Source organism: Streptomyces sp. WAC 01529 (assembly GCF_003945545.1).
GTDB classification, from domain to species: Bacteria; Actinomycetota; Actinomycetes; order Streptomycetales; family Streptomycetaceae; genus Streptomyces; species Streptomyces anatolicus.
In genome coordinates this window covers 992,323-1,012,659 of the sequence record NZ_CP029617.1, presented here as the reverse complement: position 1 = coordinate 1,012,659, position 20,337 = coordinate 992,323, and the positions used below count along the sequence as shown (strand labels likewise).

The following is a 20,337-nucleotide window of genomic DNA, read 5'->3' as shown; positions in this document are numbered from 1 at the left end:
CGGCGTGCGGCCCGCCCCGCCACTGGGTGTGGAGGGGCGGGCCCGCGCCGGGCGCGACTGGTCGGGCCTACTCAGTAGGCGTAGCCGGACTGGCTGTTGCCCGCGGTGACGCGGGTGAACGGGTTGGCCGTCTCCGCCTCCTGCGGGAAGACCGTGACGAACTCGTCGTTGTCGGTGAGGTCATGGGTGTGGTCGTCGCCTCCGCCGAGCTGGCCGTGGTCGTTCAGGCCCCAGCTGATGATGTCGTTGCTGGCGCCGCTCCCGGCGGTGCGAACGGCGAGGCCGTACCCGCGTCCCGCCGAGATCGCCTTCACCGAGGGCAGTTCGATGGCCTCGTGCGCGCTCGTCCGGTTGATCGTCGTGCCGTCGGCGAGCTGCCCGTTCTCGTTGTTGCCCCAGCCGTAGACCTTGTCGTCGGAGTAGAGGGCGTACGCGTGGTCGTAACCGGCGACGATGTCCTGCACGCCAGGACCCGTTCCCTCGGCCGTGCCCGTCCCCGTGCCCGTGCCCGTCCCGGTCTCCGTTCCGCCCGGCCCGGCCGGGTCGGCCGAGCCGCTCTGGCTCGTGGGCAAACCCTGGACCTGGACCGGCTTGTTGCTGAACGCCACGTCGGAGTCGTCCTTGTTGATGCCGATCTGGCCCTTGGAGTTGTCGCCCCAGGCCCATACCGTGCCGTCGGACTTCACGGCGAGGCTGTAGTCGCAACCGGCGGCGATCCTGACCACGTCGGTGAGGCCCGGGACCTCGACCGGGGTGTTGTGGTTCTCGTTCGTCTCGTCGCTCTTGCCCGTGCCGGTGCCGAGTTGGCCCTTGTGGTTGAGGCCCCAGGTCCGCACTGCGTGCCGAGCGTGCCGGCGGAGCCGTCGCCCAGTGCCGCCGCCTGCTAGGGCGTCAGGACCCGCACCGTCCCGCTGACCGCCGACAAGCCCCCGGCCCGGGACTGAGGACACCGCGTGCCGACCACCCCCGCCCCCTCAGGCGTCACGCCGCGGACCGGCGCCGACGAGCGCCGGCTCACCGGGGCCTACCGCCTAGAGAAGGGAGGCAGCTGGCGGAAGACCGGCTGACCCGGGGGAGCCGAAAGACGCCGGGTAGCGCGGCACATCAGCGTCGCTAAACTGAGCGGGACACTGCTTTCATTCCGGTGCACGCCCCACATCGTCCTGAGGAGGGAAGGTGGGAGCACGGGTTCGTCGCCTGAGTCTCCTGATACTGCTGTTATTCCCTGTTCTGGGTGGGTGCGGAAGAGAAGGCAGTGTTCCGGGCAGCGTCGGAGCGCTGACGGCGAGCGCTCCCCGCCTTGAGTACCCCGTCGGAGAAGACTCCCGCGCCATCGCGAAGAAGACCCTCACCATTGGCGTCAAGTCCGACCACCCCTTCATGGGCTTCGAGGACCCGGTGACGGGACAGCGCTCGGGATTCGACGTCGAGATCGCGAAAATGGTCGCGGCATATCTGGGATTCGCGCCGAACGAGATCGAGTGGAAGACGGTCGCCCCGCAAGTGCGGGAGCTCTCGATAGCGAAGGGGGACGTCGATCTGTACGTGGGCGCCTACACGATCAACAGTGAAAGGAAAAAGCACGTCTCCTTCGCGGGGCCCTATTATCTGGGCGGGCAGGACCTGCTGGTCGACAAAGGCAATCGAACCATCGGTGGCCCAAAGGAACTGCGCGGCAAAAAAGTCTGCACGGTGACCGGATCGACCCCTTTCCAGCGCATCCGCAAGCCGGAATTCGGGGCGACCGTCGTCTCCCACGACAGCTATGCGCACTGCGTGCAGGATCTCATCATGAACGTGGTCGACGCGGTCACCGCCGACGACACGATCCTGAAGGGTTACGCCGCGCAGAACCAGGGACGTCTACGCGTCCTCGGCCGGCCCTTCTCGGAGGAGCCCTACGGGGTGGGACTGGGACGGCGGGACGCGGCTCTTCGCGACGCCGTCAACGACGCTCTCGAACACCACGTCCGCAACGGAAACTGGCTCCGGGCGTACCAAGCCACCCTCGGCCGTTCCGGTGTCCCGGCGCCGACTCCACCACCGGTGCAGCGGTACTGATCCCTCAGCCTGGAGGCGCCCATGGAGGTGTTGACCGACAACGCCGGTCTCTTCTGGCAGGGCTTTGTGGGCACCGTCCGACTGATGTGCCTGAGCACGTTGCTCGCCTTCGCCCTGGGCATCGTGCTCGTCTCCTTCCGCGTCAGTCCGGTGCCGCTCTGCCGCGGCCTCGGCGCGACGGTGGTGACGGTGCTCTGCAACACCCCGCTCACCGTCCTCTTCTTCGGTGTGACGCTCGGGCTGCCCATGCTGGGCCTCACCGAAGCGGGATACTTCACGCTCGCCGTACTGGTGATGGGCGGTTACGCGTCCGCGTTCGTGTGCGAGGCGCTGCGCTCGGGCGTCAATGCCGTGGAGCTGGGACAGGCCGAAGCCGCCCGCAGCCTCGGCATGTCCACGGCGCAGACGGCGGCACTGATCGTCTTTCCCCAGGCCGGGCGGGCGGCGGTCCCCCCGCTGGGCAATGTCGTGATCACTCTGGTGAAGAACTCCGCGCTCGCCGGTGGCTTCAGCGTCTATGAACTGTTCAGCACCGAGAAGACCCTGGTGGAGCGCGGATACGCGGTCGCGCTCGTCTTCCTGTGGGTGACCGCCGCCTACCTGGTGCTGATCGCGGTGATCAGTACCGGCTTCCATCTGCTGGAGCGTCGTCTGGCGGTGCCGGGATGAAGTCCGGTCCCCGGACGGCGTCCGCCCTGTTCGAGGCCCCGGGCCCGCGCGCCCGCCGCCGCCACACCTGGTACGCGGTGCTGGTGGCGTTGGTGACCGGGGGCGCTGTCTGCTGGGCCTTCCTCCGGTTCTCGGACGCCGGGCAGTTCGACGCGCGGATGTGGGAGGCATTCCAATATCGCGGCGTGCAGCTGCGCATCCTCGCCGGCGTGGTGGACACCTTCAAGGCGTTCGTCCTCTCCGTGGTGCTCTCCTTGGCACTGGGTTTCCTGTTCGCGGCCGGGCGACTCTCCGCACATCGCGTCCTGCGCTGGCCGGCCGGGGCGCTGGTGGAGTTCTTCCGCGCGGTTCCGGTGATCATCACGGTCTTCGCCCTGTACGCCACCGACCTTCTGCGTACGTACGTCACCACTGTCGCCGACGTCCTGCGAAGGGACTTCGGGAGCCCGGGCGGATGGGTGGCGGACAATTTTGGGAGCCCCACGCTGTGGGCCCTGGTGATCGGTATCGCCCTCTATAACGGTGCGGCACAGGCGGAGATCCTGCGGGCGGGAGTCGGAGCCGTTCCCAGAGGCCAGTTCGAGGCGGGGTACGCGCTGGGAATGCGCAAGACGCAGGTGATGACGGCGGTGGTCATGCCGCAGGCGGTGCGGACCATGTTGCCGAGCATAATCAGCCAAATGGTGGTGACACTCAAGGACACTTCGCTCGGCTTCTTCATCATGTACGAGGAGCTTCTCTACGCGGGAAAACTCCTGGCGCAGAACACGGCGACTCCTTCCGGCTACCCCTACCTCCCCGTTCTCTGCGTGGTCGGTTCGCTGTACATCATCATGTGTCTCCTTCTTTCCCGTGTGGCCCGGCACCTCGCGGCACGCAATTCGTGACAGGAATGGCGCGGACTCGACGGGCGCGGTCTCAGGAGAGTTTCTTCGGGGATGCCACGGGCAGGGAAAACGTATCCACTGCCCGGCTGCGGAGGAATCACTGTGACCGAATCTGTCGAATTCGTGGACGATCTCTACCCCACCCGTTCCGTCACCAGGTCGGCGCCCTTTCAGCGTCACCATCCGGTGGTGTGGGGCGACGGGAAAGAAGGCCCGCTCTCCGCCGAGGAGGTGGCCGCCTATGACCGTGACGGATTCCTCGCCTTCGGCGCGCTCCTCGACCCCGCCGAAGCCCGCGAGTGCCGTGCGGAGATGCGCCGCATGGCAGCCGAGCCCGCACTGCGTTCCTCTGAGCGGGTGGTGGCCGAACCGGACTCCGACGAGATCCGTTCCGTCTTCGAGGTGCACCGGCTGAGCGAGGTCTTCAGGCGCCTCGTCCACTCCGGCCGCCTCGCCGACCGCGCTCGACAGGTCCTCGGTTCGGACGTCTACGTCCACCAGAGCAGGATCAACTACAAGGCGGCCTTCGACGGCTCCAAGTTCGGCTGGCACTCGGACTTCGAGACCTGGCACTCCGAGGACGGCATGCCCGCGCCCCGCGCGCTGAGCTTCTCCGTCGCCCTCACGGACAACCTCCCCTTCAACGGCCCGCTCATGATCATCCCCGGGTCCCAGCGGACCTTCGTACCCTCCGTCGGCCAGACGCCACCGGGCTATCACAAGCTTTCGCTGCTGGGAAAGAACCTCCCGGCCGGCCCGGCCGACCGTGCCGCGGTGACGGCACTGGCCGAACGCCACGGCATCCGCCAGTTCACCGGAGCGGCCGGTTCCGCGGTCATGTTCGACTGCAACTGCCTGCACGCCTCCGGAGGAAACGTTTCTCCGTTCGCCAGGACGAACCTCTTCGTCGTCTACAACAGCGTCGACAACCCACTGACCACGCCGTACGCGGCTCCGGAAGCACGCCCGGGATACCTCGCCGACCGGGACTTCACGCCGGTGCCCCGATCCGCAGACCTGCCGCGTCGATGAGCCGCGCCACTTCGAGCGTGGTGTAGCCGCGCTCGAAGTGGCGCGGCTCGGACAGCATCAGCTTGACCAGGCCGAGCAGCAGCCGCGCGTACTCCTCGACCGTCCCGGGCCAGGCGCCCGCGTCGAGCATCCAGGGCTCGCTGCCCGCCGTCGCCTCCGTCCTGCCCGCGCGGATGAGCGACTTGGAGAGCTTGGCCCCGGACGCCGAGAGCACCACCGGGGTGAACAGGCGCGCGGGAAGCACCGCCTGCGGATAACAGAGGAACGCCTCGTCGAGCAGACGGCACCCCGCGGCCCAGTCGGCTCCCTTGACCACCACGGCGAGCGCGTCCTCCCGCGCGGCCACCCGCTCTTTGAGCAGGTTGCGGTGGAGCGTGCCCGAGCCGATGTACGCCTCGTACGCCCCGCCGGTCTCGTCGCCCCCCTCCGCCCCGCTCGCCCCGTCGGCGCGCACCCGCGCCACGTAACCCCCGTGGTCCAGGCAGACCGCAGCCAGCTCCGCGTGGTCGGGTCCGGCCGTAAGCACTTCCGTGTGCTCGCCCTGCTTCTGCGCCCAGCCGCACCGCGGGCACGGAGGGCTCATGGGCACCTTGCCGTGCGAGGGCGCGAGCACCCACCGCAGGGCGTCCATCCGGGTCAGCGACTCAAGGAACTCCCGCCGGAACTCCGGCCGGCTCTGCTGCTGTGTGTAGGTCTCGATCTCGTGGGGGACGCCCGTGATCGCGGACAGCGCGGCGAAGAAGCCTCCGTAGTACGTCCGGATCAGTTCCTGTATGCGCTCACCGCCCAGGGCATGGCGGAAGGAACGCTCGTACCGGGTTCCCGTGCGCGGGCACCGGCGCGTCTCGCAGGCCGCGTTGTCCAGCGCGCCGAACCGCAGTGTCACGTCGACGCCGAACTTCTCCCGGGCCGTCCGGGCGAGCAGGAACGCGGAGGTCTGCATGACGCTGGTGCCCAGGTGTGGGGCGCCGTTGATCTGCACGCCGGCATACAGGGACACCCGGCCGTGCCCGCTCGCCAGCAGCCGTGGACGTATGAAGTCGACGCTGTGCTCGACGGCACCGGTGGTGACGCTGACGGGCGAGACGGGCGCGATCCGGGCGGTGTTCATGAACGGCCTCTTTGCGTGCGGGGGGCACGACGTGCCCCGGGAGCGGGCGGGCGGAGGTCACCAGTGCCGGCGGACTGCGGGCGTGGGCAGATCCACGACGCGGACCAGACCCGGCCAGTGCGGCAAGGCCGCTTCGTCCAGGGTCTCCAGACGCGTGGTGCGGGAACGGGCGGCCGTACGCAGGAGTTCCATCAGCCCGTCGCCGGTCAGCCGGTCCTCACCGCCCTTGCGGCAGGCCAGGCCGACGATGAAGTACGCGGGCGGATATGGACCCGAGCGCCAGAGGACCGCCTCGTCCTGCTTCTCCAGGAGGAGCATCTGGTCGGGGTGGTCCCGGGTGAACTCCCCGAGGGGCAGCGGGCACAGGGTGACGGCGTGCACCGTGAAACCGGCCGATTCCAGCATGTCGACCGCTTTGCGGGGACTGGAGTAGCTGCCGATGGTGATGCCGAGGCCGTCTCCCAGCGCACGGCCGTGCCGGATGACCGCGGGTATCAGTTTCAGCCCGTCCGTCCCCCCGCCGACGGACCGGCGCAGGGCGTCGACCCGGGGCGAGAGGGGAACGTACGGCGGATTGCTCGTGACGACCAGCGGGCGGCGGAGCGGGACCGGGGCCGTGGCCAGCAGCTCGGTGGGGGAGAGCGCGGTGAAGTCGCCGAGCGCGAAGGTGACCGGGCGGTCGCCGTCGTACGCGGCGTAGTGCCGGCGCGCCCACGCCACGGTGTGTTCCCCCGAGTCGACGCCGTGGACCCGGGCCGCTCCCGCGCGGGCCATGGCCGCCGCGGCGGCGCCGCTGCCGGAGCCGAGGTCCAGGACGGCGCAGCCCTCGTCGATGAGGTCCTGCGCCACCCACACGCCGATCTCCGTGTCGGCCGGTTCGAAGAAGACGTGCGAGGACGAGGGCGGGGTCAGGTCATGGGGGGTCAGATGCCGGTAGGCGGTGACACGGGTCGGCTTCATGGCAGGACCTCGATCCGTGCGGGGGTGGGCGGGGAAGGGTGCGCGGTGTGCGGTGCGCGGCACGTCATTTCCGGTCGGTGTCCGGGCCGCGCCTGACGTCGGTGTCCGGGCCGCGCCTGACGTCGGTGTCCCGGCCGCGCTTGACGTCGGTGTCCGGGCCGCTCACCCACTCCAGGACGGCCATGGCCCCGGCGAGCTTCATGGCCGCCTGCGTCCAGGCCAGGGAGCGCGGCCCGTCCAGGACCTCACCGGCGACCTCGTCCCCGCGGTGGGCGGGCAGGTCGTGCATGAACAGGGCCTCGGGCCAGCGGGCGAGCAGGGCGGCGTCCACGTGGAACGGACGGAACGTCTCACGCCAGTCGGCGTCCGGTTTAGAGGTGCCCGTCGTCTGCCAGCGCGTGGTGTACACGACGTCCACCCGGTCGGGCAGCAGCGCGGGGTCGTGCACCTCCTCCAGCGTGGCGCCCACCGTCGCGGCTCGGCGCGACGCCCTCGCCAACTCCTCGTCGGGCAGCCCGTAGCCGGACGGCGTACTGAAGGTGACCCGGGCCCCCGGTACGGCCGCCAGGGCATGGGCCAGGGCCACGGCGGTGTTGTTGCCCTCGCCCATGTAGAGCAGGCTCACGCCCGTGAGGTCCCCGAGCGCCAGGCGCAGGGTGGCGAGGTCGGTCAGGCCCTGACTGGGGTGCTCCTCGGCCGCCATCGCGTTGATCACCGGCAGGCCGCCCTGGCGGGACAGCTCACGCAGTTCGTCCAGCGGGCCGGAGGTGCGGGCGACCAGGAGGTCGAGCATGCTGCCCAGGACGCGCCCCGTGTCGGCCACCGACTCACCGGTGTTCAGTTGGAGATCCTGAGGGCCGTAGGTGACGGGGACGGCGCCCAGCCGGATGGCACCGACGGTGAAGGCCGTCCGGGTGCGGGTGGAGGTCCTGGTGAACAGGATGCCCGCGGCGCTGCCCGCGAGCGGCCGGTCGTGTGCCTCCTTGTCCCGGAAGAGTTCCACCGATCTCGCGGCCAGTTCTCCGATCACGGCGGGTTCCAACTCGGCGAGGGAGAACAGGCCGTGCGCGGGAGCGGGGCCGGGCCGGGAGAAGACGTCGTCCATGCGGTCCCTTTCAGCGGAGGGTCAGGGCTCGGTTCAGTAGAGGGTCAGCTTCTGGCCGAGGCCCAGGCGGACGGCGGCCTCGTGCACCGCGCCGAGCAGCCCGACGTCCAGGACGGCCATGCCGAAGGGGTTGCTGATGACGTGGGACGCGGTGGGCCGGACGGGAGGCCGCTCGCCGATGAGGACCTGACCGAGGGTGCCGCTCAACGCCGTGATCCGGCTCTCCCGCATCAACCGCCCCAGGATCCTGCGCGGGTTGTCGGCCACCAGGGCGACGTCGTCCACGAACACCCCCTGCGCCTCCAGGAACGCGTCGGGCAGCAGGTCGGCCAGCGACACATGGGCCACGAAGGTGCCGGGCGCGAGCCACGCCGCCGGAAGGTAGCCCCGGTCGGCGGTGGTCGTCGTCACCACCACCTGCGCGGCGGCCACCGCCGGCCGGGCGCCCGGCTCCACGCGGACGGTGAAGTGCGGGTGCCGCTCACGGATCCAGCCGGCCAGTTCCTCGGCGCGCCGCGGCTCGGTGTCGTAGAGGTGTACGCGCGTCATGCGGGGGAAGGCCGTGGCCAGCAGCCCGACATGGACACGGGCGAGCATGCCGCAGCCGAGGAACGTGGTCGCGTCCCACCGCTCGGGGCCGAGATGGCGCAGGCTGACCATCGTGTAGGCGGCCGTCCGGGTCGCGCTCAGCCACCCGGCCTCGGCCAGCACGTGCGGCCGGGCGGTATCCGGGTCGAAGAGCATGATCAGGCCCGCGGCCCGCTCCCTTCCGTGGGACGGGTTGCTCGTCGCGGCGTTGATGAGCTTCATGCCCCGCAGCGGGGAACCGCCGTCGACCTCCACCGCCCCGAGCATGGCGAGCGAACGGCAGTAGGCCCCCTCGCCGTTGGCCCAGGGAAGGTAGCCCTCGGCGGGCAGCTCCACCCGGCCCTCGGCATGCCGGCACAGCACCTGTGCGACCTCCTCGCACGCGTCCACGTGCGCGAGGCTCGCCAGCACCGCTTCCCTGTCGAGAAAAAGGAGTTGCTCCGCCATCGTCGCCTCTCGGACTGTGTGGTCGTCGGCCCGTGCGGTTCACGGCAGCAGACCGGCGGCCTCGAACGCCTCGGCACCGCCCGGCACTGCCATGGCCCCGACCTCCTCGAAGAGCCGCACGGCGTGCCGGGACGCCCTGCGGATGCCCTGGTCGACCGAGGCCGGTGGATAGGAGTCGTGCACGACGTCCTCGACGACCCACGGCGCGAGTCCCGCGGCGGCCAGCGACGCGCGTACGGGCCGCAGGTCGGGGAGCAGACTGCACCGGATCAGATCGGGCAGGCAACGCGCGATGCGGCCACGTGACCGGGCGGACTCCTGGGTCCACAGCTCACGGAAGAAGTGGGAGAAGAACACGTGGTGCCAGCCCTCGTCCTTGGCGTGGTCCCTGACGATGTCCCGGACGACGGTCAGCACATCGCGGTCCTTGGGGATGTCGCTCAGCACCGCCGTGATCAGCGTCTCGAAGACCACGACCTGCAGCAGCTGGGCCAGGGCCGGTTCGTACGGCAGCGCCTCGGTCCCGACCGCGTCGAGCCGTTGCAGGAACGGCCCGAAGTCGTAGGGCAGCGGCGCCACCCCTGAGGCGCGGGCGACCTGCTGGACGACGTCGAAGCTGTAGAGGGAGTGGTACCCCTCGTCGCAGTAGATGCGGTACGCGTCCAGCCGGACCTCGGCGTCCGTCTCGACTCCGCACCGGTTGCCGGCGATGCGTTCCGTGGCACGGTTCACCACGCGCGTCTCGAACTGGGCCGTGAAGTCCAGGTACTGGAAGAGGTGCCGGGCGAGGAGTTCCCGCCGGCTCGCCTCGCCGAGTTCGACCACCCGCGGGTGGTCCAGGTAGGGCACCAGAGCCGTCGGAAAGAAGGTCCGCCCGGTCTCCAGTTCGTCCGTCAGACGGCGCCGGGGGCCGCCGCGCACCCCGGCACGCCGGTACCAGTCCCTCTCGCCCGTGCTCAACGCAGCGTCACCTCACCTTGGACGGGGGCCACCGGGCCGGGGCGGCCCGAGGTGGTGACGCCGTCGGCTATGTCGACCGGGGTCAGGGCGTGCTGGGAGCGCCACAGCGGTGAGTAGACGGTGTCGAGGTAGCGGTCCCCGCCGTCCGGGCACACGCAGACGACGTCGGTGCGTCCGGGGCCTTCGCGAAACAGCCGCAGAGCCGCCGCGACGAGCGCGCCGGAGCTGGAGCCCACGGCGATCCCGGTCGTCTCCTCGAGCCACAGACACGCGCTGACCGCTTCCGGCGGATCGACGTGCACGGCCGGTCGGTACCCATGGGGCAGGAAGGTTGACCTGCGGCTCGCCCCGATTCCCGAAAGCACACGTTCACCGTGCGCGTCGCCCAGGGCCACCGAGCCGACGACGTCCACCCCCACCAGCTCCCAGGCCGGTTCGTGGGCGACCACGTAGTCCCGGAAACCCGCCAGCGTGCCACCGGTGGAGACCGCGACCAGGACGCTCATCGGCCTCGCGGGCAGCTGCGCACGCAGCTCCGGCGCCGTCCACTGGGCATGGACGGCCGGGTTGGCGGGGTTGGTGTACTGGTTCGGCCATACGAGCCCCGGTTCGCAGCGCACCCGCTGCCCGACATGGGCGAGGCGGCTGAGCAGGAACCCACCGGCTCCGTCCGGCCGGTCGACCGTGACCACTCTGGCGCCCAGGGCGCGCATGGTGTTCCGCACCGAGGGGCTCACCCGGGGGTCCACGACGGCGGTGAAAGGGACCTGCAAGGATGCGGCCAAACCGGCCAGCGCGAGACCGAGATTTCCCGACGTCGACTCGATCAAGCCGATTCGGGGATCAATACGGTCCTTGACGCTCTGCCAGAGTGCGAATGCGGTGCGCCCTTTTATGGAACCGTAGGGGTTATGTGATTCGAGTTTCAGCCAGATCGTTCTCGGCACGTCGTCGAATACGATGCCCAGCGGAACCACCGGGCTTGGAGACCAGGAACTGCTCACTGAATCCGAGCTGTCAGGAGACTGATCCGGAAAGAGTTCCAAGACACCTCCGTGGCAGCACTGCCTCGCCGAGCCGGACTTTTTCCAGGCTATGGCCACGTTCGCGGCGGCACAAGGAATGGAATGCGCCACATCTTGATGTCACGGCCATTCATTGACGGCATATGCCAATAGTGATGCCGTGGTGATCCCTGTTTTTCCTGGGCTTTCGGTGTGCCGCCGGACAGTCGGCGCCGGAGGGCGCACTAAGTACGCCGCCGGGCCGACGCGGGCGCACGGCAGTACCCGCACCCGGGCCGCAGGCCGAGCCGCCAGGGCATCGACCTCCACCAGGACGCGCCCCGGTGCCTCGGGCGGCGGCAGCACCTCCCGCAGCAGCGTTGCCCGCAGCGGAGCACCGGGCGAGCCGTCGTGCAGTGGCGCGGCACGTACGGCGTGGCCCGGGTCCTTCCGCGCGCGAGCGGGCACGGCGACGGGCAGCGCCGTGAGCCGTCCGGGCGGCTCCCGGGCGTGCGCCGCCGGGTGGCGCCGTCGTGCCCGGACGGCTGCGGTGGCACCCGCGCCGCGTCCGGGGCGGGGAGCGCGCGTGTGCGGTGCAGCCAGGCGACCGCCGTCGCCGAGATCAGGCCGAGACCCAGGCAGCACAGCCAGGGCAGCACGGTCAGGCCGGTCTGCCTGCCGAGGTCCAGGGTCCAGCCCACGAGCGCGTTGCCTCCGGCGGCGGCAAGCCCGGAGAAGACGTAGAAGATGCCGAAATAGGTGCCGGTCAACCGGGCCGGGCCGAACCGTGGCACCAACTCCATCGCCAGGGGATGCACGATCATGATGCCGAAATAGACCAGCAGCGCCCCGGCGATCACCGGGCAGGCGTTCCGGACCGCCGCGCCCCAGTCGTCCGGCGTCCCGGCCGCGCACACCAGCAGCGGCGGCACGAAACCGAACGCCGTCAGGACGATGCCGCGGGTGATCCACTCCGGGCCGCCGCCGCGCCGTGCCAGCGCCCGGGTGACGCGCAGCTGCCAGACCATGTTGGCCAGCGCCCCGATCACCAGCACCGCGCCGGCCGCCTCCTCGCGTCCGGTCGCCGCGCGGGCTCCCTCGGGCAGCAGCAGATAGACCTGGTTCTCCAGGCTCGTCATGCCTGCCATGGCCACGGCGAACGCGATGAAGGTCCGGTTGCCCAGGACCTCCCGCCAGTCCTTGCGGACCGTGGTGCTGCGACGGGGCGGCCGGCGCGCGGGCAGCGCGAACATCTGGGCCACGCACAGCACGGCGAACACCCCGGAGGCGACGAGGGCGCAGAGGCGGAAGTCGACCAGGAGCAGCACGCCGCCCAGGGTCAGGCCCAGCAGCGAACCGGCGGTCGCGAAGACGTTGAGCAGCGCGAAGGCCTCGGCCCTGCGGTGCCCGGCCTCCTGGGCGAGGAAGGTCCGCACCGCCGGATAGAACAGCGCCCCGGCAAGACCGCTCAGCGCGGAGGCGGCGAGCAGGAGCGGCAGGGTGGAACCGACCGCGAACAGCGCGAACCCCACCGTGCGCAGCATGCAACCGAAGATGATCACGCCTCGGGGGCCGAGTCTGTCGGCCGCGGAGCCGCCGAGCACGAACAGGCCCTGCTGGCTGAGGTTCCGCACACCGAGAATCAGCCCGACCAGGGCGGCCGAAAGCCCGAGGTCATGGCCGAGATACGTCACCAGAAAAGGGATGAGGAGGTAGAACCCGATGTCCACCCCGAATTGATTGACGAACAGCAGCCGTACCGCGAGCGGAAAGCTGCGGTATGCGTGGAGAGTTTTCATGCCAGTCCCCGGGAATGGCCCGCGAACGCGTGGTACTCCGGGCCGAGTGGGTGCGGGCGATCCGGCATGACCGGCGGGACATCCACTCCGCTTCGGTGTCACACCGCTGACCGCTCCGTCGATGATCGAGAGCGGTGGGTCATATCTTCTGGAGCATCATCAACGGTCCCTGAGACGGCCTGTGCACGATTTCACCAATTCTAACGACAGCCCCTCTACTGCACCAGGGCCCCTCTGTTTTCCTACCGGTGAGCGAAAATCGGTCGACGGGAACCGTGCGGCCGGTGACCGGAAATCGCCCGACCCTGATCAAGGGCTCTCTATCCATGCCGGCAAACGGTCTCTACGGTGAGTCGACGATCCGCGATATCGCTCGAATCCACAGCGGAATTGCGTTCCCACGCTTGGCCAGGAGGCGGGTATGACGGGCAGTACAGGTACGGGCACCGGGGCCGCGCACCTCGCGGACCGTGTCATCCTCACCCTCGCGGGCACCGGCGAGGCCGGTTCACGGGGAGACGGCGGCCCGGCCGTCCGGGCGGCGCTGAACCAGCCCCGGGCCCTGGCCGTCGACGCGTCGGGCACTCTGTACGTCGCCGAGTGGAAAGGGCACCGGGTGCGCGGGATCGCACCGGACGGCTCCATCACCACCGTCGCGGGGACCGGCGAGCCCGGGTACGGCGGGGACGGGGGCCCGGCCGCCAGGGCGGCGCTCAACGAGCCCGGGGGCCTGGTCTGTGACACCGCGGGGCATCTGTACGTCGCCGATTACTGGAACCACCGGGTGCGCAGGATCGCACCGGACGGCTCCATCACCACCGTCGCGGGGACCGGCGAGCCCGGGTACGGCGGGGACGGGGGCCCGGCCGTCCGGGCGACGCTCAACGAACCCAGGGGGCTGGCCCTGGACGGCGCGGGAACTCTCTATGTGGCCGAGTGGAAAGGGCACCGGGTCCGCGCCATCAGCGCCGACGGCCGTATCACCACCGTCGCGGGCACCGGAGAACCCGGCTTCGGGCCCGATGGCGTACGGGCCGTCGACAGCGACCTGCACCACCCCATCGACCTCGTCACGGACGCCGCGGGCCGCCTGTACATCGCCGACTGCTGGTCGAACCGGGTGCGCGTGGTGTCGCCCGACGGCCTGGTCACCACCGTGGCGGGAACGGGGAAACCCGGGTACGAAGCCGGTGTTCTGCCGGCCGCCGAGAGCCCGCTCCACCAGCCGCGCGGCGTCGACCTGGACGGCGAGGGCAATCTCTACGTGGCCGATTCCCTCAACGAGTGCGTCCGCGTCGTCCTGCCCGACGGGAGCATCACGACGGTGGCAGGCGGACCTCCCGGTGACGACCGGGAGCGTGGCCCGGCCGCCGGAGCGCTGCTGCGTTATCCACGGGCCGTGCGCGTGACACAGGGGGGCGACCTCATCATCGCCGAGACGGACCGCCACCGGGTCCGCAAAGTCACCGCGTCCCTCTGACACCACGGCCGGCCGGTCGAGATACGAATGCCCCATGAGACGGCTCCTTATGGTGGAGCGCACCGCGTCCGCCGAACGGAGGCCGATCCTCCGGGCACCCGGCGGCACATTGCGGTCGCGAACAAGCCTTGCTCCCTCCAGTCTCTCTCCCGTTACTCCGTCAACTCGCGGATGAATCAATACGGGTTAACAAGTGGGACAGTACGAAGAGCGAGCCGTCACCCCTCGCGCCCTGGAGCGACGGCGACACCTGTGGGCCGTTGGAACAGCGCACCGGAATTGCGGTGCGGCAGATCGACGATCCGCAGCAGCTCGAACCCCTGGTTCAGGTAGTAGCGGTGCAGCAGGTGGTTGGACTTCCACGCCTCCAGCCTGAGCCAGGGTTTCTCCCCCCGCGCTGCCAGCCGGCCCGCCCATTTCAGCAACTGCGCGCCCACCGACTGCCCGGCGGCCACTCTGCTCACCACCAGGTCGTGGACGTACAGAGCCGAATCGGGTTCGTCGTCCGCCCACCATTCGAGGTCGGCCTGCCGCTCCACGGTCACCGTCCCCACCAGTCGGCCGTCCCGGAAGGCGAGATGGCAGTCACCGGCGAGGATGGCCCCCTCCATGCGCCACCGCCGGGGCGGGTACTGCCACTGGTCGATCCCCTGGGAGGCGAGCCAGCGGCTCGCCTCCAGCCACAGGCCCTCCACGCGATCCAGTTCGTCGCGGCGTGCGGGGCGGATCCGCAGGTCACTCATGACACACGCTCCTCGGTGGCGGCGCCGAGCCGGTGCAGGGCCACGGCCGCGTGACAGGCGATCCCCGCCGCGAGAGCGTCCTCGTCGATGTCCGCCCGGTCGGAGTGCAGGGCGGGAGCGTGCCCCGGTTCGAGTCCGGGCGGACACGCCCCCAGAAAGGCGAGGGCGCCCGGTACCGCGTCCAGGACGTAGGAGAAGTCCTCGGCGGTCATCGCCGGAGCGGGCAGTACGTGGACGTGCTCGGCGCCGAGCACCCGCGCCGCCGTACGCAGCACGAAGTCGGTGAACGCCGGGTCGTTGCGGGTCACCGGATAGCCCTGTTCGATCGATACTTCCGCCGTCGCCCCGTGGGCCTCGGCCACGCCTCGGGCGACCCGGGCGATCGTCTCGTGCACCTGTGCGCGTGTCTCGCGCGACAAGGTGCGCAGGGTCCCCGCGAGGTCCACCGTCTCCGGGATGATGCCGGGCATCGAGCCCGCGGAGAGGGTGCTGACCGTGAGGACGGCCGGGTCGCTGACGCCGACCGTCCTGGTCACCGCCGTCTGCAGGGCGAGGACGACTTCGCAGGCCACGGGCACGGGATCGCACGCCGTGTGCGGCGAGGAGGCGTGCCCGCCACGGCCGCGGACGACGATGCGCACCTTGTCGGAGGCGGCCATCTGCGGGCCCGGACGCAGCCACAGGCCACCGCTCGGCAGCCCCGGCATGACGTGCAGGGCGAACGCGGCACCCACCTCGCGGCCGTCCCCGGCGAGCAGACCCTCGTCGATCATGTGGCGGGCGCCGTGGTGGCCCTCCTCGCCGGGCTGGAACATGAACACCACGCGTCCGGCGAGATCGTCGCGGCGCGCGGCGAGCAGCCGGGCCGCGGCGACCAGCATGGCCATGTGGGCGTCGTGGCCGCAGGCGTGCATGGCACCGGGGACCCGTGAGGCGAAATCGAGGCCGGTGGCCTCGGTCAGGGGCAGGGCGTCCATGTCCGCGCGCAGCAGGACGACCGGGCCCTCCCGCGGGCCGTCGAGCGTCGCGGTCACCGAGGACAGCCGCCGGCCGGTGCGCACGTCCAGGCCCAGCCCGTCCAGCGCCTCCAGGAGGAGTTGCTGGGTCTGCGGCAGGTGCAGGCCGATCTCCGGCCGGGCGTGCAGGGAACGGCGTAACGCCACGGCGTCGGGCAGGAAGCGCCGGGCCTCGTCCAGGGTCACGTCACCGCTCCGCATGAGCGACTCTCCTCCACGACAACAACGCCGGGTCCACAACAGGACGCCACAACAGTAGGCAAACCGTCCGGCTCCCGGGCAGATGGCCTCTTCGCCGAAGTCCGCGTTTCGGTCAGCGTGTTGCCGCGAGGCGTTGTCCTGTTCGCGCTCCTGTCCGAGGCGCGGGGCGCTGGCATGCTCGTATGGCCCACCCACCGGGCTCACCCCTATGGCTCACCCACCGAGCCGTGCAAAGGAGCGAGGGACGGCCATGACCGAGTCCGGCGCGGAGAACGGGACGGCACCACGGGCCCCCTGGCAGTGGCCGGAGGAGGAGTGGCGCGGGCATGTCGAGCGGGTGCGCGCCGGGCGTGGCCTCAAGCCTGCCCGGTGGCCGCAGGGTGCCAGGGCCGCCGTGGCGTTCTCCTTCGACCCCGACCACGAGACGATTCCGCTGCGGGACGGAGAGGTGATGCCGGGGAAGCTCTCGCAGGGCGAGTACGGGGCCCGCGTGGGCGTTCCGCGTATCCTCCGGCTGCTCGAACGGTATGCCGTGCCCGCCACGTTCTTCATGCCGGCCGTCTCCGCGCTCCTTCGCCCGGGGGAGGCCCGGGGGTACGTGGAGAGCGGTCACGAGGTCGCCATCCACGGCTGGATCCACGAGCGGAACATGGAACTCGGCCGCCGCGACGAACGGGAGCTGGCCTTCCGCTGCGCGGACGTTCTCGAACGCATCACCGGGCAGCGGCCGGTGGGCATCCGCACGCCCTCCTGGGACTTCAGCGAGCACACGCTGGACATCACCCTCGAACTCGGCCTGTCGTACGACTCCTCCCTGATGGCCGACGACGACCCGTACGAGATCCTCTCCTACGGGAAGCCGACGGGGCTCGTGGAGATACCGCCCGAGTGGATCCGGGACGACGCCGTCTACTTCAACATGGACCGCTACAGCGCCGTACGCCCGTACACGGTGCCGCGCCACGTACTGGGGCTGTGGCAGGACGAGTTCGACGCCGCCTACGCCGAGGGCGGGCTGTTCGAGATCACCATGCACCCGCACGTCATCGGCCACCGGTCACGGGCCGTCGTCTTGCAGCAGCTGCTGGAGCACGTCTGCGGGCACGAGGACGTCTGGTACGCGACGCACGCGCAGGTCGCCGACCATGTGCGGCGGGAGGCGGCGCTAGGTGACGGCCTTCCCGCGGCGTGAGCGGGTTGGACGCCCAGGGAGTACGTGTCACACCCGCGCGCACCGGGCCAGCGTCGCCAAGGCCGTCGCCGTGGAGAAGGGTTCGGGCGCCGACCACGCGGCCCGGCACGCCGCCCACAAGGCGTCCCCGGGGTCCCCTCGCCCGGTCAGCGTCAGTTCGCGGTCGCGCACCCTGCCCCGCCAGCCACCGCACCGATGACCTCCGGCGTCCTCCTCGACGTGGCGCGCGGGAGCCAGCAGTCCGCGCAGGTCGGCCGCCACATGGGTGGGGCGCCGGGACTCGGGGGCGGTGAGCAGTTCCCGCGGCGTGGTGGCGCCGGTGAGCACCAGCAGGCTGTCGAACCCCGCTCTGCGCGCGCCCTCCACATCGGTGTCCAGCCGGTCGCCGACCATCAGGGGGCGCCGGGCGCCGGTCCGGGCGGCGCCCTCCCGCAGCAGCGCGGCGGACGGTTTGCCCGCGACCATGGGGGTGGCGCCGGTGGCGGCCCGCACCACGTCGGCGAGAGCGCCGTTGCCCGGCGCCGTGCCCCGGTGCGTGGGCGCGTTCGGGTCGGCGTTGGTGACGATCCAGGGCAGCCCCCGTCCCACGGCGTACGAGGCCTCGGCCAGTTCGCGCCAGCTGACGCTCGGCGCGAAGCCCTGGACGACGCAGTCGGGCTCGTCGTCGGCCGAACGGACGGGCTCCAGGCCGTGCGCCCGTAACGCGGCCAGCAGCGCCTCGCCGCCGATGGCGAGGACCCGCACGACCGGCGGCCGCAGCTCCGCGGCGAGGCGGGCGGCGGCCTGGGCCGAGGTCACGACGTCGTCCTCCGCCGCAGGCAGACCGAGCCCGCGCAGGTGCTCGCAGACCGCCAGGGGCGTTCGGTAGGCGTTGTTCGTGACGTAGGCCAGACGCATGCCGAGGGCCTCGGCGCGGGCGAGCGACGGCGCGGCGTGCTCCACCGCGTACGGACCCACGTAGACGACGCCGTCGAGATCGAGGAGCGCGGCGTCGTACTCCTGTGCCAGCAAGAGAGGGAGGGGTTCGTCGTCCACGGCCAACCGCCGGGTCATGGCACCGTCCTGGGTCAGTCGGAGACCGCTCGGCAGGCGCCATCATGACAAGGGCGGACAAGACGCACAATGCCCCCGACTGGGGAGCGGGCGCGGCACCGGTGTGATCCGTTGGCCTTCCCGCAGCTCCGAGCGGGTGAAAAGAGGTGGGCCATTGGCACAGTCAGATCACATCCGGTTGAGCCATGGGGTGTCCGGATGGTGTGATGGGTCTGTCGATGGCGCTGCGGGTTTCCGTGGCGCCTTTTTCATGCGGACATATTGGGCAGCTCAGGGAAGGGGCGGGACAGCCGTGCTGAAGAGGATGTTCGTGGCGCCGGATCCGGGGCGGACGCGGTTGCGCTTCGCGTCGCGGGCCGTCCTCGGCATCGCGCTGGCCGTAGCGGTGTGCGGCCTGGCCGGGCATTCGCTGGTGGCGGCGATCACCGGCGGGCTCGCCGCGCTGCTCGCCCTCTTCACCGTGACCGACTCGACCGTACGCGCCCAGGCGGCCACCACCGCCCTGCTCCCGGTCGTCGGCTTTCCGGTTCTCGCTCTCGCCGCCGGGCTGCACGACGTGCCCGTCGCACGCGACGTCGCCTTCCTCGCCGTGATGGGCGCCGGGGTCTACGCGCGGCGGTGGGGCCCGCGCGGGCACTCGCTGGGCGTCTTCGCGTTCATGATGTTCTTCGCCACGCAGTTCCTGCACACGGTCCCCGCGCAGCTCCCCGAGCTGTACGCCGCCGTCCTGCTGTCGCTGTGCGCCTCCTCGGCCGTGCGGTTCGCCGCCTGGTGCTACGAGCGCCGGCTGCCGCCCCCCGTCATCCCCGCCGCGCCCGCCGGCACCGGCCTCGCCCGCACCACCACGCGCCAGGCGATCCAGGCCGTCACCGGCGGCGCCTTCGCGCTCGCCGTGGGGCAGGTGCTCTCCGACGAGCGGTGGTACTGGGCCGTCGGCGCCACCTGGTGGGTCTTCGTGAACACCGCGTCCAGCGGCGAGACCCTGGTCCGCGGCTTCCGCAGGGTGCTCGGCACCGTGATCGGCATCGCCCTCGGCCTCGTCGTCGCCGTCCCGCTGCACGGCGCGCCCGTGCCCTCGGCGATCATCGTCGCGATCAGCGTCTTCGGGATCTTCTACACGGCAGCCGTCTCCTACACGTGGATGATGCTCGCCGTCACGGTGATGGCCGGGGTCCTCTACGGCCTCCTGGGCGTCCTCAACCCGGCCCTGCTCGCCCTGCGCGTCGCCGAGACCGGCGTCGGGGCGCTCGGCGCCGCGCTCGCCGTCCTGCTCGTCCTGCCCGTCACCACCCACGCCACCACCAACGCCTGGATCCAGCGCGCCCTGCGGTGCGTGCACACCTGCACGGCGGAGGCGGCCGCTCGCCTCGCGGGCTCCGAGACGGCCGACCCCGCGCCCCGCGTCGCCGAACTGGAACAGCTCCTGGGGAAGGTACGGCTCTCCCTCGCCCCGCTCGTCCACCCGCTCAGCCCGCTGCGCGCCCGCAAGGAACGGGCACGCCAGGTGCTCCTGCTCCTCGACGACTGCGCCCGCCAGGTCCGCGGCCTCGCCTCCATCGCCGCGGACCCCGAGGCGTCCCACGACGACCGGCTCGCCGCCGCCTGCTGGCGTGTGGAGGTCGCGGTGGAGGCGCTGACGGCCCCGGCACAGGGCGCCCGCGGCCGGGAGGTGCGGCCCGCCGCCGTGCCGCAGGGCGCCGTGGTCGAGCCCGCGCTCGCCCATCTGCACGGCCTGGAAAAGGCCCTCGCGGAGCTGGCCGACCCCCTGCACAGCCCGACCCGCACCCCGCTGATCGGGGCCTGAGCGCCACCCGGCGAGTGCGCCGGGACATGAGAAGACCCCGGCTGGACGGGGGAGACCAGCCGGGGTCGTCGAAGGCGGCACGCGGAGGGCGGTCGCCTCTCGGCGAAAGGCTCCATGGGGCTTCAGCCGAACGATCGTCCCCATGGGCTATAGGTGAGGCCCGGGGACACTGTCCCCTCCGCAGCCACACCTGTAGGAACGGCCGACCGGACCCGATTGTTCCGA

17 protein-coding genes and 1 pseudogene are annotated in these 20,337 nt (G+C 71.0%); 7 read left to right on the top strand and 11 right to left on the bottom strand.

Annotated elements, in window-relative coordinates; translation table 11 throughout:
* Positions 1-71 precede the first annotated feature (71 nt).
* Positions 72-836 carry a hypothetical protein gene (locus tag DMA15_RS04510; RefSeq protein WP_164551691.1) on the bottom strand — a complete coding sequence of 255 codons (765 nt, stop codon included), beginning with the start codon at positions 834-836 and terminating at the stop codon, positions 72-74.
* A 340-nt stretch (positions 837-1,176) separates the two neighbouring features.
* On the opposite strand from DMA15_RS04510, the gene DMA15_RS04505 reads away from it, so the two are divergent.
* From DMA15_RS04505 to thpD, 4 genes are all read left to right on the top strand, one after another.
* Positions 1,177-2,061: a glutamate ABC transporter substrate-binding protein gene (locus DMA15_RS04505; protein WP_125511369.1), complete on the top strand. Its 885-nt coding sequence runs from the start codon at positions 1,177-1,179 to the stop codon at positions 2,059-2,061.
* A gap of 21 nt (positions 2,062-2,082) precedes the next feature.
* The gene (locus tag DMA15_RS04500; protein WP_125511368.1) at positions 2,083-2,730 is read left to right on the top strand and encodes an amino acid ABC transporter permease; all 648 of its coding nucleotides are present in this window, start codon (positions 2,083-2,085) and stop codon (positions 2,728-2,730) included.
* A complete protein-coding gene (locus tag DMA15_RS04495) occupies positions 2,727-3,617 on the top strand; it encodes an amino acid ABC transporter permease (protein ID WP_125511367.1) in 891 nt (296 codons plus the stop codon). Before DMA15_RS04500 ends, DMA15_RS04495 begins: the two co-directional genes overlap by 4 nt.
* Positions 3,618-3,719: 102 nt before the next feature.
* A complete protein-coding gene (thpD, locus tag DMA15_RS04490) occupies positions 3,720-4,649 on the top strand; it encodes an ectoine hydroxylase (RefSeq protein ID WP_240659674.1) in 930 nt (309 codons plus the stop codon).
* Here thpD and DMA15_RS04485 read toward each other — a convergent pair.
* From DMA15_RS04485 to DMA15_RS04455, 7 genes and pseudogenes are all read right to left on the bottom strand, one after another.
* The gene (locus tag DMA15_RS04485; protein WP_125511366.1) at positions 4,609-5,760 is read right to left on the bottom strand and encodes a hypothetical protein; all 1,152 of its coding nucleotides are present in this window, start codon (positions 5,758-5,760) and stop codon (positions 4,609-4,611) included. The genes thpD and DMA15_RS04485 overlap by 41 nt on opposite strands.
* A 57-nt stretch (positions 5,761-5,817) precedes the next feature.
* Positions 5,818-6,720 (bottom strand): methyltransferase domain-containing protein, encoded by a 903-nt coding sequence (locus DMA15_RS04480; protein WP_125511365.1) that lies wholly within the window; start codon positions 6,718-6,720, stop codon positions 5,818-5,820.
* Positions 6,721-6,784: 64 nt separating this feature from the next.
* Positions 6,785-7,825 carry an ornithine carbamoyltransferase gene (locus DMA15_RS04475; RefSeq protein WP_125511364.1) on the bottom strand — a complete coding sequence of 347 codons (1,041 nt, stop codon included), beginning with the start codon at positions 7,823-7,825 and terminating at the stop codon, positions 6,785-6,787.
* A gap of 33 nt (positions 7,826-7,858) precedes the next feature.
* Entirely contained in the window at positions 7,859-8,860 is a 1,002-nt protein-coding gene (locus tag DMA15_RS04470) for an ornithine cyclodeaminase (protein WP_125511363.1), read from the bottom strand.
* Between the two features lie 39 nt (positions 8,861-8,899).
* Complete coding sequence (locus DMA15_RS04465; protein ID WP_125511362.1) at positions 8,900-9,820, bottom strand: diiron oxygenase; 921 nt, start codon at positions 9,818-9,820, stop codon at positions 8,900-8,902.
* The gene (locus DMA15_RS04460) at positions 9,817-10,824 is read right to left on the bottom strand and encodes a pyridoxal-phosphate dependent enzyme (protein ID WP_276314388.1); all 1,008 of its coding nucleotides are present in this window, start codon (positions 10,822-10,824) and stop codon (positions 9,817-9,819) included. The genes DMA15_RS04465 and DMA15_RS04460 overlap by 4 nt, the downstream gene beginning before the upstream one ends.
* 569 nt (positions 10,825-11,393) lie before the next feature.
* Positions 11,394-12,623, bottom strand: a pseudogene (locus DMA15_RS04455) (MFS transporter); the annotation flags it as partial.
* 421 nt (positions 12,624-13,044) lie between these two features.
* Here DMA15_RS04455 and DMA15_RS04450 point away from each other — a divergent pair.
* Complete coding sequence (locus tag DMA15_RS04450) at positions 13,045-14,103, top strand: hypothetical protein (protein ID WP_125517286.1); 1,059 nt, start codon at positions 13,045-13,047, stop codon at positions 14,101-14,103.
* Positions 14,104-14,321: 218 nt separating this feature from the next.
* On the opposite strand, the gene DMA15_RS04445 is transcribed toward DMA15_RS04450, so the two are convergent.
* Together DMA15_RS04445 and DMA15_RS04440 are read right to left on the bottom strand one after the other, a co-directional pair.
* Entirely contained in the window at positions 14,322-14,846 is a 525-nt protein-coding gene (locus DMA15_RS04445; protein WP_125511360.1) for a GNAT family N-acetyltransferase, read from the bottom strand.
* Positions 14,843-16,063, bottom strand: a complete 1,221-nt coding sequence (locus DMA15_RS04440) for a M20 family metallopeptidase (protein ID WP_125511359.1) — start codon at positions 16,061-16,063, stop codon at positions 14,843-14,845. The genes DMA15_RS04445 and DMA15_RS04440 overlap by 4 nt, the downstream gene beginning before the upstream one ends.
* A 250-nt stretch (positions 16,064-16,313) precedes the next feature.
* Between DMA15_RS04440 and DMA15_RS04435 the strand changes: the two genes are divergently transcribed.
* Positions 16,314-17,255: a polysaccharide deacetylase gene (locus DMA15_RS04435; RefSeq protein ID WP_125511358.1), complete on the top strand. Its 942-nt coding sequence runs from the start codon at positions 16,314-16,316 to the stop codon at positions 17,253-17,255.
* Positions 17,256-17,282: 27 nt separating this feature from the next.
* On the opposite strand, the gene DMA15_RS04430 is transcribed toward DMA15_RS04435, so the two are convergent.
* Complete coding sequence (locus tag DMA15_RS04430; RefSeq protein ID WP_125511357.1) at positions 17,283-18,308, bottom strand: HAD-IIA family hydrolase; 1,026 nt, start codon at positions 18,306-18,308, stop codon at positions 17,283-17,285.
* A 292-nt stretch (positions 18,309-18,600) separates the two neighbouring features.
* Here DMA15_RS04430 and DMA15_RS04425 point away from each other — a divergent pair, with 292 nt between their 5' ends.
* Complete coding sequence (locus DMA15_RS04425; RefSeq protein WP_125511356.1) at positions 18,601-20,112, top strand: FUSC family protein; 1,512 nt, start codon at positions 18,601-18,603, stop codon at positions 20,110-20,112.
* Positions 20,113-20,337 lie beyond the last annotated feature (225 nt).